Origin of the sequence: Ureibacillus acetophenoni (assembly GCF_900220965.1) — a bacterium.
GTDB classification, from domain to species: domain Bacteria; phylum Bacillota; class Bacilli; order Bacillales_A; family Planococcaceae; genus Ureibacillus; species Ureibacillus acetophenoni.
In genome coordinates this window covers 133,819-147,787 of the sequence record NZ_OBQC01000003.1, presented here as the reverse complement: position 1 = coordinate 147,787, position 13,969 = coordinate 133,819, and the positions used below count along the sequence as shown (strand labels likewise).

12 protein-coding genes, 1 pseudogene and 1 riboswitch are annotated in these 13,969 nt (G+C 34.3%); of the genes and pseudogenes, 4 read left to right on the top strand and 9 right to left on the bottom strand.

What is annotated here, in order from left to right; translation table 11 throughout:
• Positions 1 to 23: 23 nt before the first annotated feature.
• The 3 genes from CRO45_RS06180 to CRO45_RS06170 are packed head-to-tail and all read right to left on the bottom strand — an operon-like array spanning position 24 to position 1,311.
• Positions 24 to 593 carry a sulfurtransferase TusA family protein gene (locus CRO45_RS06180; protein WP_097148781.1) on the bottom strand — a complete coding sequence of 190 codons (570 nt, stop codon included), beginning with the start codon at positions 591 to 593 and terminating at the stop codon, positions 24 to 26.
• Positions 594 to 642: 49 nt separating this feature from the next.
• On the bottom strand, positions 643 to 939 hold the full coding sequence (locus CRO45_RS06175) for a rhodanese-like domain-containing protein (RefSeq protein WP_097148780.1): 297 nt from the start codon (positions 937 to 939) through the stop codon (positions 643 to 645).
• 24 nt (positions 940 to 963) lie between these two features.
• A complete protein-coding gene (locus tag CRO45_RS06170) occupies positions 964 to 1,311 on the bottom strand; it encodes a rhodanese-like domain-containing protein (RefSeq protein WP_097148779.1) in 348 nt (115 codons plus the stop codon).
• 240 nt (positions 1,312 to 1,551) lie between these two features.
• Here CRO45_RS06170 and CRO45_RS06165 point away from each other — a divergent pair.
• Both CRO45_RS06165 and CRO45_RS06160 read left to right on the top strand, forming a co-directional pair.
• Positions 1,552 to 2,451, top strand: a pseudogene (locus CRO45_RS06165) (IS1595 family transposase).
• A gap of 79 nt (positions 2,452 to 2,530) precedes the next feature.
• Positions 2,531 to 3,127, top strand: a complete 597-nt coding sequence (locus CRO45_RS06160) for a hypothetical protein (protein WP_097148778.1) — start codon at positions 2,531 to 2,533, stop codon at positions 3,125 to 3,127.
• A 164-nt stretch (positions 3,128 to 3,291) separates the two neighbouring features.
• Here CRO45_RS06160 and CRO45_RS06155 read toward each other — a convergent pair whose 3' ends face one another.
• On the bottom strand, positions 3,292 to 3,555 hold the full coding sequence (locus tag CRO45_RS06155) for a metal-sensitive transcriptional regulator (RefSeq protein ID WP_097148777.1): 264 nt from the start codon (positions 3,553 to 3,555) through the stop codon (positions 3,292 to 3,294).
• Positions 3,556 to 3,812: 257 nt separating this feature from the next.
• On the opposite strand from CRO45_RS06155, the gene CRO45_RS06150 reads away from it, so the two are divergent.
• A complete protein-coding gene (locus tag CRO45_RS06150) occupies positions 3,813 to 5,204 on the top strand; it encodes a hypothetical protein (protein WP_097148997.1) in 1,392 nt (463 codons plus the stop codon).
• Between the two features lie 87 nt (positions 5,205 to 5,291).
• Here CRO45_RS06150 and CRO45_RS06145 read toward each other — a convergent pair whose 3' ends face one another.
• A complete protein-coding gene (locus CRO45_RS06145) occupies positions 5,292 to 6,470 on the bottom strand; it encodes a thiolase family protein (protein ID WP_097148776.1) in 1,179 nt (392 codons plus the stop codon).
• A 140-nt stretch (positions 6,471 to 6,610) separates the two neighbouring features.
• Positions 6,611 to 7,450, bottom strand: coding sequence for an MBL fold metallo-hydrolase (locus tag CRO45_RS06140; RefSeq protein WP_097148775.1), 840 nt, complete (start codon positions 7,448 to 7,450; stop codon positions 6,611 to 6,613).
• A gap of 299 nt (positions 7,451 to 7,749) precedes the next feature.
• On the opposite strand from CRO45_RS06140, the gene CRO45_RS06135 reads away from it, so the two are divergent.
• Positions 7,750 to 7,929, top strand: coding sequence for a hypothetical protein (locus CRO45_RS06135; protein WP_097148774.1), 180 nt, complete (start codon positions 7,750 to 7,752; stop codon positions 7,927 to 7,929).
• Positions 7,930 to 7,975: 46 nt separating this feature from the next.
• Here the strand turns inward: CRO45_RS06135 and metA are convergent, their stop codons facing one another.
• The 3 genes from metA to CRO45_RS06120 all read right to left on the bottom strand — a co-directional run bounded on the left by metA (position 7,976) and on the right by CRO45_RS06120 (position 13,899).
• Entirely contained in the window at positions 7,976 to 8,926 is a 951-nt protein-coding gene (metA, locus tag CRO45_RS06130; RefSeq protein WP_097148773.1) for a homoserine O-acetyltransferase MetA, read from the bottom strand.
• Between the two features lie 259 nt (positions 8,927 to 9,185).
• Positions 9,186 to 9,292, bottom strand: a riboswitch (SAM riboswitch).
• Between the two features lie 63 nt (positions 9,293 to 9,355).
• Entirely contained in the window at positions 9,356 to 10,117 is a 762-nt protein-coding gene (locus tag CRO45_RS06125; protein WP_097148772.1) for a hypothetical protein, read from the bottom strand.
• 17 nt (positions 10,118 to 10,134) lie between these two features.
• On the bottom strand, positions 10,135 to 13,899 hold the full coding sequence (locus CRO45_RS06120) for a DEAD/DEAH box helicase (RefSeq protein ID WP_097148771.1): 3,765 nt from the start codon (positions 13,897 to 13,899) through the stop codon (positions 10,135 to 10,137).
• Positions 13,900 to 13,969 lie beyond the last annotated feature (70 nt).

Here is a 13,969-nt window from a genome sequence, read left to right as displayed (position 1 = left end):
AATTCCCCCAGTTAATTTAAGTTTTATATTTTTTTTGTTAAATCGCCACACCAAGAGTTCATTCCTGGTAAGACGTTATACACTTTTGTAAAGCCTTTGTCAGCTATTATCTGTGCAGCTAAATCACTTCGTGTACCTGTACGACATATTACAAAGATTTCTTGATCTTTATTTAGCTCATTTATTCGCTCTTCTAACTCTCCCATTGGGATGGATATAGAACCTTCAATATGGCCAAATGCGTATTCTGCTTCTTCACGAACATCTAGAATGATTCCACCTTCTGGAGCACGATCAATTAGTTCTTCATTAGTAATCGTCTGTTCAAAATTCTTTTCCGCTTCGATGTAGTGCTCATCGCCACTTTTACGAATGTAATGTAGTAATACACCATCTTCTTCTGTAGAACCTATATACTGGTGTCCTACACTTTCAGACCATGCTTTTAAATCTGCAATAGAACCTTTATCGGTTGCCTGAACTTCTAATATTTGTCCGTTTCCAACGTCATTCATTGCCTTTTTTGTTTTTACAATCGGCATTGGGCAAGTAAGACCTTTACAATCTATCTTTATATCTGCTTTAATTGACATTTCATTAAAACCTCCATGTACCCCTTGGGGTATTATTTTTGTTAAAAAATTATTCTACTTTCCCTTCCCAGGAAAGCATGCCGCCAGTCATATTTGTTACATTAAAGCCATGGCTTTCTAAATACTGTGTTGCTTGACCACTACGTCCACCAGAGCGGCAAACAACAATATAAGGTTTATTTTTATCAAGTTCATGTGCACGGAATTCTAGCAATCCAAGTGGTATATTCGTAATACTAGGAATATGTCCTGTTTTTACTTCATCCACCTCACGAACATCAATTAAATTTAGTTGTTCACCATTTTCTAAGCGTTGTTGAACTTCATTTGCAGTAATCTCTTTCATTTTATTTTCCTCCTTGTTTAATATTTAGTCTCTCCAAGCACTCATACCGCCACGAACATTTGTAACCTTTTCATATCCTAATTTTTTAAGTTGTTTACATGCTTGTGAACTTCTCATTCCACTTTGACAAATGACCACTATTTCCTTATCTTTTGGAAGATTTGAAAAGTTAGATCCTAAAGGAATATTTTTAAACTGTCGAATATTACGAGATTTATACTCACCTGTCGTTCGAACATCGACAAACACTTTATCTTTATCATTTAATATTCCTTTTAATGTTTCTGTCGTCATAGATTTTATTCCTTTGGCAGGCTGAATACGCCAAATGATAATAACAATGACTATCCCTAAAAATAACCATATTTCCATAAGATCACTCCATTTATACCGTTGGGGGTATTATTGTCTACATGGATATCATATACCCCTATTGGTATATATGTCAATATTATTTTTTAATCCTAACCAAAATAGAAATATAGCTTACACTATACCTATTGGGGTATGTTTGTTTTAAAAATGGCTCTGTTAAAGGTTGATGTTGAAAATTGATACCTTTCAAATAATTGTTTATAATAAGAACAAATATTCTTATTTGGGGGTTCAACGATGAGTAAAGCGTTTAGTAATTTATTAAAACATATCGATAAATTATCGCATACAGATAAAGAACGAGTGTTTCAATGGGTGAAACGCTATGTTGAACCTTCCTCAACTGTTGATGGTCGCCTAATAGATGAAATGCGAGAAGTGCGTTATAAAGAAGGCTTTGAGTGCCCTCATTGTACTTCAGAACACATTAATCGATTCTGTAAAGTTAATGGTCGTCAACGATATCGCTGCAAGGCTTGTCGTAAAACATTTATGGATACTATAAATACAATTCTTTACCGCACTAGAAAAGGCAATGAATGGATTACTTTTGTTGAATGTATGTTTAAAGGCTATTCTCTGCGAAAATCAGCAGAAATTGTAGGAGTTACTTGGGTTACATTATTCTATTTGGAGACATAAGTTGTTATCGGCTCTTAAACAAATGGATTTTGAACAATTTGATGGAATCGTTGAAGTGGACGAGACTTATTTTTTGTATTCTCAAAAAGGGCAATGGGGCGTGTTGTGAAAACCAAAGTTGACGGTATGATAGGCTCTAAACTAACATCAAATAATGTACTCGTAACAGACGCTTGGAGAGCCTATAAAACGTATGCAAATGAAAAAGGGATTGAACACTATCGCATTAAATCAGACGATGGAAAACACGTTATCAAAGGTTTGTATCATATCCAAAATGTAAACGGACTCCATTCACGTTTAAAACATTGGATACATTGTTTTAAAGGTGTAGCATCTAAATATCTTGATAATTACCTAGCTTGGTTCTTATTTGTAGATAGTCATAGTAATGAAAGTACAAAACACAATATCAAAGAATTTCTTTTGACATCCTTTGTTTTTGAAATGACAGAAACCTATCGAAGCTTGAGGTTATCAAAATTCAATGTTTAATGCTCATTTTAATGATTGGGGCTTTAATGGAAATATTGATATTTTCCCTTAAAAGCAGGGTTTAGAAAAGAGTGATAAAATGAGATGCCAAATTTATCAATCGTCTATGGAAGATTGGAAAGAATCCATTCCATTTGATATGAATATAAATATTAACTATGTTTATGATTGTTATTTTCCAGAGTCGGATGGAATGCCTATTGAAGTATTAAGTTTATGGATGAGAGAAAGCCAATCATTCCCTCTATACTTTTGTGTACAAGTAGAAGAATCATTTGTAGAGAAGTTTGAACAAACAAGTGTACATCATAAAATAAAACAATGTACGAGTAAACAATTTAAAAACGGTTATTTGGTAGCTATTATTGAAGTTATAAATAGCGAACAATTCTGCGGTATTTTCCCTTTATTAAAAGTTCTTAGCTGTATGGATGATATCGTTTTATGGTCAACTCAAAAAGATTGTTTTTTAGTTGGCGATGAGTTAAGAGAGGAATCATTATTTACTCAAGTTCCTATAGATATTAATCTCCAAGAAGGGCATACAGTATATTATTTACCGAATGCTGGAACTTATCTTGCTATTTTTTCGAATGATTTAAAGTTTTCTACACTTAAAAACGTAAGTAGCTTCTTACCTTCTTCTGTGGTTCCTATTTTAGATAATGATGATTAACATAGCAGCTATAAATATCTTGTAAAAGCCATATAGAAAGACGAGAAACACTTTTAAAGAGGTTTTTCGTCTTTTTGGTATTTTGGTTTATAGTCAACTTGGTAAGTCTTCATAAAAACAACAATTAAATTTAACAGAGCCTTAAAAATAAAAAGTCGAAGGAGTTATCGACTTTTAACGAAAAGATTTACAGCTTCTTGTATTGATTCATTCATAGCTTGCTCATCTCCTTGTGCTGCTTGAATGCACTCTGCTAAATTTTGACTTACAATCAAACCAATTGCACGATCCACACCTGAACGAGCTGCAGAAAGTTGGGTAATGACAGCTTTACAATCTTTTCCTTCTTCCATCATTTTCAATATGCCACGAAGTTGACCTTCAGCACGTTTTATTCGATTTTTTATTTTATCGTCATATGAATTCATTTTTTTGCTACCTCCGCTCTTATTAAATATATTTATCATACCCCAATACTATACCCCTATAGGTATTTTGTCAAATCAAATATATTTTTAATTAAACTGCCTCTCTGCATGAGATTTAATTAATTGAAAAATATATTTATTAAGGATATTCGATAGTATATTGAGAGGGAATATATAAAAATTTCTAAGCACTCACCCATTGGTCATTCGCCTCATATTCTAATACCAAAAGAATTGAGGTGAAGGCTTTGCTTGGGATGGGTATTGAGTTAACTGCTCTTCATTGGATATATGTCGTCTTTATTGTATTAATCATTGGGTTTATGGTGAAACGTCGGGATACTACCCTTATTAGTATTCTCGGTATCTTTTTAATCGCAATAGCAGCAACTGGGGATTTAACGGCATCTGTTAGTGGGGTTTTTAAAAGCTTTGTATATGCCACATCCGAATTATTATCTACAATATTGATCATCTGTATTATCGTTGCAATGAGTAAAGTGTTGCAAAAAACAGGGATAAATGAAGTAATGGTTGCCCCATTTACAAAAATCATTAAAACACCAGCTCTTGCCTATTGGACGATTGGTATTTTAATGATGGTGATTTCTTGGTTCTTCTGGCCATCACCAGCAGTCGCATTATTAGGGGCTGTTATGTTACCAGTTGCGATTCGCGCGGGACTTCCTGCTCTTGGTGTTGCGATGGCGATGAACTTATTTGGTCACGGTATAGCCTTATCTGGGGACTTTATTATTCAAGGTGCTCCGAAATTAACAGCTGATGCAGCAGGTATACCAGTTTCGGACGTTGTATTTGCCAGTGTACCATTAGTTATTACGATGGGGCTTGTTACGACAATTGTTGCCTTTATCTTATTACGTCGAGATATAAAGCGTGGCTCCCTTGAAATGGTTGGCACGTTTGATGGTAAAACAGAAATTGAAGAACCTGAGTTAGGTTTATTATCGAAGGGTCAAAAGCAATTTTTTGCGATACTAATTCCAATTGCCTTTGCGCTAAATGTTGTTGCAATGGCGGTATTTAAATTGTCTGGTGGAGATGCGACAGCGATAGTTGGTGGTACGGCAATTATTATCTTGTTGTTACTATCTATGTTTGCACACAAAAATACAGGATTAGAAAAAACAACAAGTTATTTAATTGAAGGTTTCCAATTTGGGTTTAAAGTATTTGGACCAGTAATTCCAATTGCAGCGTTCTTCTATTTAGGCGACTCAGGATACCTTTCAATTATTGGTGACTTACCAAATGGCTCTCAAGGGATCGTCAATGATTTAGGTATTGCTTTAGCAGGTGTTGTTCCTTTAACAAAAGAAATTGCAGTTGTTACATTAACGACTGTTGGAGCTATTACAGGACTTGATGGTTCTGGATTCTCAGGTATTACATTAGCAGGATCAATCGCAAACCTATTCGGTACAGCAATTGATGCCGGAACTGCGACATTAACAGCTATGGGGCAAATTGCAGCGATTTGGGTTGGTGGAGGTACTTTAGTACCATGGGCTCTTATCCCAGCAGCAGCAATTTGTAATGTTAGTCCATTTGAACTTGCACGGAAAAACTTAATACCAGTTGTTGTAGGTCTTGTTGTTACATCCATTGTGGCGATGTTCTTAATTTAGAAGTAGAAAATGCATGACGAATATTTATTTTCGCCATGCATTTTTCGTGTTAGTAGTTACGTTATCTCTCATTTAGTTTATTAGAGATTAATTCACATTTTCCAATAAAACAGCGATTCCTTGTCCACCACCGATGCACAGAGTCGCAATACCAAACTTTTTGTTTTGAAGCTGCAATTCTTTTGCTAATGTGTAGGTAACTCTTGCGCCACTTGCCCCAACTGGATGCCCTAGAGCAATAGCTCCACCATTAACATTCACTTTATTTTGATCTAGTTGAAGTTCCTTAATACAAGCTAAGCTTTGAGCTGCAAAAGCTTCATTTAGTTCAAATAAGTCAATATCTTGTAGTGAAAGATTTGCTTTTTGCAATACTTTTTGGATTGCAGGTACAGGTCCGATTCCCATAATATTAGGATCTACCCCAGCTACTGCCCAAGCTACTATTCTACTAATTGGCTTTAAGTTATTTTCATTTACTGCCTTTTCTGATGCAACTACTACAGCACCGGCACCATCATTAATACCACTGGCATTTGCCGCTGTTACTGTACCATCTTTTAGAAACGCTGGTTTTAAAGTACTCATTTTTTCAAGACTAGCATTGCTACGAACGTGTTCATCTCGTTCTACAACGATTTCCTGCCCTTTTGCATTTTTAACTGTTACAGAGACAATTTCTTTTGCAAATCGACCAGACTCAATGGCACGACTTGCTCTTAAATGAGATTGAACAGAAAATTCATCCTGCTCTTCCCTGCTAATCTCATATTTTTTTGCTAGATTTTCAGCAGTTACGCCCATTCCACAGCCGATATATTCGTCGGTTAAAGTGCCCCACAACATATCATCAATAATTGGTGCTTTGTTTGGATTACTAAAACGTGTTCCTTTTAGTAAGTGTGGCGCACGAGACATACTTTCAGTACCACCTGCAACGATCAATTGTGCATCACCTAATAGGATTGATTGTGCCCCACTCACAATCGCTTGCAACCCAGATCCACATAATCGGTTAACTGTTAATGCCGATGAAGTAATAGGAAGTCCACTACTCAAACCGATATGTCGTGATAAATACGCAGATGTTTTATTTGTCTGTATAATATTACCAAATATAATTTCGTCAATTTGTGATGCCTCTACTCCACTTCGTTTTAACGCTTCTTTTGTTACTGCTACCCCTAAATCTACCTCATCTGTGTGTAAAAATGAACCACCGTAACTTCCAAAAGCAGTACGGCTCCCTTCTACTATGTAAACCATCCAAACTCCCCCTTTGTAATTCTTAATAGAAACTATGACGCTATTATGTATAAATATTCTATATGGCTGGATGTATTCCTTTTTATGTCGAAAAAATATAAAAAACAGGCTCCAATAATAGGAAACCTGTAAATGAACTCTTAGTTCAAATATTTACCATAATCTGGTCTAGCCATGTCATCAAAGTTTTTAGCGAGTTTCTCTAGATTGTCCTTTAACACTTCACCTTTAATAGGTACACCGTGTCCAGTAACGGCCACAGTTGGATTTAAACAAGCTAATTTTGTAACTGATTCCCTTGCCAAATCCCAATCCGTTGTAAAGTATCGTGGTGGACCAGTTACTTCACGATCCTGGACTAATACTTTAAATAGCGAATCTTGCCTTACCGTTACAAATGCATCTCCCGCAATGAGAGCTCTGTCTTCTTCTCTAAAGAGAGAAACATGACCGGGAGCATGACCTGGCGTATGAATCCATTTCCAGCCATCTAATGTTGGAACTGTTCGATTTTCTGGTAGTGGCTTTACATGTGTACCTAATTGAATAGGCTCGTTTGGGAAATATGGTGACATTCTAGCAACAAGGCCACCTTCCACAGAACTATCAGGATCAGCGTACCTCTTTTGGCCAGTTAAATAAGGGATTTCCATTTCGTGTGCATATATTGGAACATTCCAATGTTCTACTAATTCAATGATTGAACCAACGTGATCAAAATGACCATGTGTTAAAATAATCGCTTCCGGCCTTGTATTTGGACCAAAACGACTTTCAGCTTCTTTAATGATTTTTTCAGCAGATCTTGGCATACCTGCATCAATTAAAGACCAGCCATCACTATTTCCAACAAAACAAAGATTTACCACCTGGTTTGTATAGCAATAAATATCATTGGTCACTTGTTGACCAACACCACTTAAAATCGAAGTTACAGGAATATATTTGTAGTCATCACCGTAATTTAATTCTTCTTTCATAAAAATGACCTCCCTTATTAACGTATTTTTTCTATTATTAATATTCTTATACAAATTCGGAAGAGAAAAAGAAAACTCGACTGAATTTGGTCGAGTTAATTAATATTAATTGATTTTTTAGTCGGTTTTATTATTTCTTGATTCGAGTAATCATTTATATAAAATCATCATCTATTGAAAAGTATCTATCCCACTTCAATAAACTAAATATTCTATCAATTTAAATTCACAACCCAACAGGAATAGTTTAAACTAATAATAACTATAGGACGAGAATACAAATTCAGGATGGTGAGAGTTTGAGATTTAAATATGTTACTGGCATTTTAGCGATTATCGTTGGGTTGATCTTTTTCGGATTTAATTACGATCCACTAGGTACAATTGGGAATGTTGTCATCCATGTTATTGGGATTGTTTTTATCATAAAAGGGCTTAATATATTATTTCATAAAGAGCGACAGCCGATTGAGAAATAAAAAACAAGCGAATGTTTCTATTGAATAAAAACATTCGCTTGTACAATTAAATATGATATTCAATTTGATCTTCTTCATTTTCTTCAACAAAATGCCAGTCATAAGGCGTTTCTTGGTAAACGTAATAGTTTAACCAGTTATAGAATAATAGATGAGAATGAGCTCTCCATGTATTTTTCGGTTCTTTTGATGGATCGTTATTTGGGAAGTAGTTTACAGGAATGTCAACTGGCTCACCCTTTGCTACATCACGATGATACTCATCTGCTAAAGTAGTAGCATCATATTCTAAATGGCCTGTAATCATAATGTGTTTCGTATCTTTCGATTGGATAATAAAGGCCCCAGCATCTTCAGAATAACTAAGTAAACGTAAGTCAGGGTGATTGCGAATTTCATCGATTGATACATCAGTATGACGGGAATGAGGAGCTAAAAACTCATCGCTAAATCCGCGCACTAAGTCAACTGTAAGATCTGTAATCACATGCCCATAAATACCAGAACATTTCTTCGGTAATTCAAACTTACCAATTCCAAAATGATGATATAACGCAGCTTGAGCTCCCCAACAAATGTACATACTTGAAGTAACATTTGTTTTTGCCCAATCCATGACTCTTGTAATTTCATCCCAATAGTTTACCTCTTCAAATTCCATTCGTTCAACTGGCGCACCAGTAATAATCATTCCGTCAAAACGGCGATTTTTAATTTCATCGAAGGTTTTATAAAACAATTCTAAATGAGACTTTGATACGTTTTTGGATGTGTAAGTAGCCGTATTTAAAAATGTAACATTTGTTTGTAGTGGAGTGTTTCCTAACAAACGTAAAAGCTGTAACTCTGTTTTCTCTTTTTCAGGCATTAGGTTAAACACTAGAATGTTCAAAGGACGAATTTCTTGTGTTCTCGCTCGGTCCTCCTCCATAACGAAAATCTTTTCTTTTCTTAGTACCTCACCTGCAGGTAAATTTTTCGGAATATTAATTGGCAATTGTATTCCTCCATTCTTAAATAGTGGCAGATTTCATCTTAGGTTAAATAATTGAATATTAGAAAGACACAGTCGGACTAATAATGAACAAAGCAAAAGTGCGCCACATCCTGTGGCAACGGCTTTGTGAACAATTTCCTGTTGGCCCGAGCTGATGTTCTTTCTTATGTGGATTACCAAAATCCTAATTCAATCAAATCCACAAAAAACCCTCTCATTCCAGCAAGAGAATGAGAGGGTGAGTTTTTATATTCGCGCTCTCTTATCTCTCAAGACATAGTCTCGTTGGAATTAGCACCTTTCTAACAATGTTAGAGGTTGCTGAAGCTTCATAGGGCCATTTCCCTCTGCTTCTCTTGATAAGATTTTGATGAAATTAAAGTAATAGTAACATGCTTATAGAATATTTGCAATATTATAAGATTATTATTAGTCTAATAACTTTTCTTTCCACGTTGAACCTTCATTTTCAGTAATTTGTTGCTCAATTACATGATCCCAATTATTAATTAATGTATTCCAAACTTTAGAATAAAATTTGTCAGTGCTTTTATTATAAATAATTAGTTCGATACAAGGAATATCATTGATCTGTTCGAATTGAATTTCATCAATACTTGTAATTTGTATAGTATCAGAGGTTTCTTCTTCTTCACTTTCCTCATTAGACGATTGAATTTCTTTTAGAACTAAATCGTTTGGTATTGTGGGTTGTTCTTGACTTTCATAATAACGATAAATCGTCTCTGGAAAATCCTCATATTCGAGTACTTCTTCTAAATCTCCCGTGAAAAAACGCATATGGCTCGAACTGTATAAAAGTTCGAGTGTTGAAGTTTCCTGATCTTCTTCATAGATTCCAGTTTCTAATTGGACTTTTCCCTTTTCGGTAATTTCAAATCCATTTTCATTTCGCAAAATCAAACCCATATTTACGCATTTAGAAAGTAAATCTTGAATGAAAAGTTCTTCTACTAATAATATTTCACTAATTTGTAATCCATTCAAAAAAGGTGCTTTTTGAACAGAGATTAGGATCATTTTCATTAATATATCCATTTTTCTTTTTAGAACTGGTTTATATGAGACTTGGATCGTATGAACAGGTAAACACCAAAAACTTGATTGGAGACACTTTTCATGTGATTGTAAATCTACTTTAAACTTTTCTAGTAATGATTGTAGTTGCATAATAACTCCCACAGTAATTAGTTGTTAATGTAGTATCGGTACCCGTTTTGATGTTGAACTGTGTCTAAAAGAGTCTGGTACATCTTTTTAGTTTCTTTGTTATTTGGTCGTTTCGTAAACATATCTGTACTACCAATTAACACAAGCAGTTCCCTTGCACGAGATAATGCTACATTTAGTCGACGATAATCCTTCGCAAATCCAATACCACCATGTTTGTTGTCATGATTACGTACCATACTTACTAAAATAACATCCATTTCCATCCCTTGGAATTTATCGACAGATCCAGTACGGATATGTAAATGTTCTAGGTTTAATTCGTCAATTAAACGATTGATGCGATTTACTTGTTCAGCGTAGAAACTGATTACACCAACTGATTTAAGTGCGTCATTATCAAAAGTACCTTCTAATTTACCTTTCGCTGTTGCTTCGTTCATATCAATTAGTAATTTACGAACGACCTTCAATTCTGATTCGTTGAATAAACTCGAACCTTCTTTCATTCTTTGTTCAAAGTATTGAGGTTCATTTGGAACGTCAAACCATAGTAAATGGTCGTTCCTTGCGATTAATTTACTTTCAAGTTTATGATCACGAACAGCATCTGAATCAGTTAAGCCACATTGTAATGAATCATTTTCATTTTGATAGAAAGGTGCGATCGTTTGCATAATGTTTTCATGCATACGATATTGAATGGCAAGCATTTGTTTGTTTGAGCGTGGTAAATTTTTGTATAAGCGCTCAAATAACGATTCCTCTAGTAGTTTTTCGAGCTCTCTTTTTTGTTCAAAGGTATTACTTTCTTTAATAACTTCTTCTAATGTTTCTTCAAAAGTTTCATCACCAATTAATGGTGGTAACTGGTGATGGTCCCCTACCAAGACGACTTTCTTCCCTTTTAACATAGGCAGTAACAACTCTGGAGGAGTCGCTTTTGATACTTCATCTATGATCACCACATCAAAAACAGGGTAGTTATCCATAAATTCTTTATTCGCTGAAGCAACACATGTTGTACCAATTACATTGGCATGCTTTACATAAAGGTTACGGATCTCTTGTAAGTCATGTTCGGTAGATTGATCTAATAAAGCTTTCCAATCATTTTGTAAGGACTGCGTTACAGGTAGAATTTCTATTTTTTTATTGAGTTGGTTAATTTGTTCCTGCAGCTGGTGAATTTTTCCAGTTGTCTTTTCTAATTCGGCTTCAGGGTTTTGTTTTGTTATTTGTTCAACCTCTGAATATTTCTTTTCTAGTTGTATACCAGAAGCATTTAGTTGTTTTAGTTCTTGAATCATTTCATCTAGAACATTTCGCCCATTTGTAATTTCAGTTGTTACCTGTTCTTCTTCAGTTTTTCTAGCAGAAAGTTTTGATTGAAGTTCGGACGTTTTTTGGATATCTGTTTGTAGCTTTTCAATCTCATTTCGAAGGTTATTTCGAGCCGTCTGTAACTCTTCGATTGATAAATCACTTTTTTCTACTTCTGAAAAAGTTTCTAATTCCCCTTTTGTTTGTTCAATAAGACTAGAAATGTGATTTTCTTTACTTTTTAATGACTGAATTACATTTTGATGGTTTCCAGCTTGGTTTGTCAGTTGATGAATTATTTCTTCTTTTATTTTCGAAAAAACAATTTTAGATTCTTGAATATGTTCGTTATATATTTGTCCTAGTTGATGTAAATACAACTTACGTAAATACAAACCCTGTACTGAACGGATACCATTTTCTTTATTAATTTTCTTTTGTGCAAAAGCTAAACTTAGCTTTGATAAAAATTCGTTTACTTCTTGCAATGAATAGTGATGATTATCCGGAAGTTGATCTATATCAACATGAATTCCAAGAGTATTGTTCGCATATTCAATCGCCTTTTTTAAGCGGGATGAAATATCTCTAAAAGTTGAGTAATTTTCTAACTGCTTTTGAAGTTTCTCTAAATCGAAAAACAACTGATTTAAAACAAACCCTCTACGAATTTCATGGTTTTCTATGAACTGTTCAATATCATAAATTTTTTTCATCCCATTAATTTCTTCAATCGTATTAGTTAAATTTGAAGAGGTAGAATCATATTTACTAAGTTCAGCTGTAATTTCTGCAAGTTGTGCTTCGTATTGACGAAGTTGATGAGAAAGTTTTAAAAACTGAATCGTTTGTTCAGTCTTCACAATCTGTTCTTTATGTTCTTGTATTGTTTTTTCAATTTCATCAACTGATCCAATAGCTACTAATTGTTCATTCAGCTCTGAGATCTTTGAATCAATTTTTTGTTTTGAATCATTTAACTTTTCTAACGTTTGTTCTGTTTTTTCCCGCTCTTTTTTTAGAGGGATAATTTTCTTTTTTAACTCTGAAATTTCCTCAGAAATCCTTGAAAGCTCTTCTTCAGCTTTTTGTTTTGCTTCAACAGCTTTTTGAAGATCAACCTTTTTATTATTTAACGCTTCAATTTGTTCGTTACATTGTTCTATCTCGTGTTGTAGTTGTTGTTCTTTACTTTGGTGATTCGTAATTTCCTCGGTAACCGCATCTAATGTTTGTTGTTTCCAATATTCTGCTACATTTTCTTCAATGAATTTTTTACCCTCTTCTTCAATACTTTCCGTACGACCATAGCGTAATATTCGAATATCTTTGTTAGAAAGAAGACGTCCTAATGCATTATCAACTGCTAGATTTGATTGGGATGCGATCAAAGTCTTTAGCCCGGCTTTTGAATTCTGATAACAAATCTCAGAAATAACTGTCGTTTTACCAGTACCAGGTGGGCCTTGGATGACATATAAATCTTCAGCACTCATCGCACCAATAACTGCTTCTCGTTGATATTCATTTAAATTATTATGAAATTCGATTTCTACATCTTTTTTTCTTTCTACTATGGTTGGTTTGTCTTCAAAGAGGATATTTTCAAGATTTGCATTCGCAGCTAGACCATCCTTAAGTCGTTCAAATCCTTTTAATAATCGATTTAGCTGAGATTTTGTTGAAGCATTACTGAAGGTTATAAATTCAGAGGAAAAGTCGAATTCGCCCTTTTTCGCTAATTTAGCAACGAACGGACTTAGTTGAATATCAATTTGTCGACTACCGCGATTAACTTTTGTAACTTCACCAATTTCTCTTTTAAAGCCTCTGACATATGCACTCAAGCCTTTTAACTGTTTCCACTGTTTGTCATCTATTCCATTGCATTGTAATGAAACAGCGGAATAGTCAGGATGAAATTGAACAGAATGAAACTTAGCTTCAATATCTTCTATATCTGCATTTTTATTTAAAACTTTTAAATACCCTTCCCAGCTTGTAATTCGTTTATTAACATAATCGAAACGTTCTTGGGCAACGGGTAATTCAGCTAATAATTTAATAAATTCTTTCGGATATGTATGTCCATTAATTCGTGATGCAACGAAATGGATTCGAAGGGGTTTCCTGCGATTCGTTTCAACAGGCGTATTTCCACCTCTAGTTCGAAAACTTTTTGCTACAAGTCCATTTTTTAAATCAAATACGCAATCCATAATTACAACTCGGCCACCGAATTTTTTGGATAGCATATTGTTTCGTTTGTTATCAAAAAATATAGATAACGAAATGGAAGATTGATCGATTGTTTGTTTCTCTATGTAAACTAGGAAATGTTGTTGCATTTTGAATAAGGCATGTTCATCTGAAAAATGTTCTTTAATAGCTTCACGTGCTGTATTTGTTAGTACGATAAAACATTTAACAGTATCTATTTCTGCTAACTTTTGTACCATGAACATACCTCCTCAATTTTTTGTTTAACAATCGTCATTATATCAAGTTTTGGTTTCTGTTTGTAGTGAA

Coding starts and splice junctions, on each gene's coding strand:
- CRO45_RS06180 (WP_097148781.1), bottom strand. CDS start 593: ATGTCAATTAAAGCAGATATAAAGATAGATTGTAAAGGTCTTACTTGC.
- CRO45_RS06175 (WP_097148780.1), bottom strand. CDS start 939: ATGAAAGAGATTACTGCAAATGAAGTTCAACAACGCTTAGAAAATGGT.
- CRO45_RS06170 (WP_097148779.1), bottom strand. CDS start 1,311: ATGGAAATATGGTTATTTTTAGGGATAGTCATTGTTATTATCATTTGG.
- CRO45_RS06160 (WP_097148778.1), top strand. CDS start 2,531: ATGAGATGCCAAATTTATCAATCGTCTATGGAAGATTGGAAAGAATCC.
- CRO45_RS06155 (WP_097148777.1), bottom strand. CDS start 3,555: ATGAATTCATATGACGATAAAATAAAAAATCGAATAAAACGTGCTGAA.
- CRO45_RS06150 (WP_097148997.1), top strand. CDS start 3,813: ATGGGTATTGAGTTAACTGCTCTTCATTGGATATATGTCGTCTTTATT.
- CRO45_RS06145 (WP_097148776.1), bottom strand. CDS start 6,470: ATGGTTTACATAGTAGAAGGGAGCCGTACTGCTTTTGGAAGTTACGGT.
- CRO45_RS06140 (WP_097148775.1), bottom strand. CDS start 7,450: ATGAAAGAAGAATTAAATTACGGTGATGACTACAAATATATTCCTGTA.
- CRO45_RS06125 (WP_097148772.1), bottom strand. CDS start 10,117: ATGCAACTACAATCATTACTAGAAAAGTTTAAAGTAGATTTACAATCA.
- CRO45_RS06120 (WP_097148771.1), bottom strand. CDS start 13,899: ATGGTACAAAAGTTAGCAGAAATAGATACTGTTAAATGTTTTATCGTA.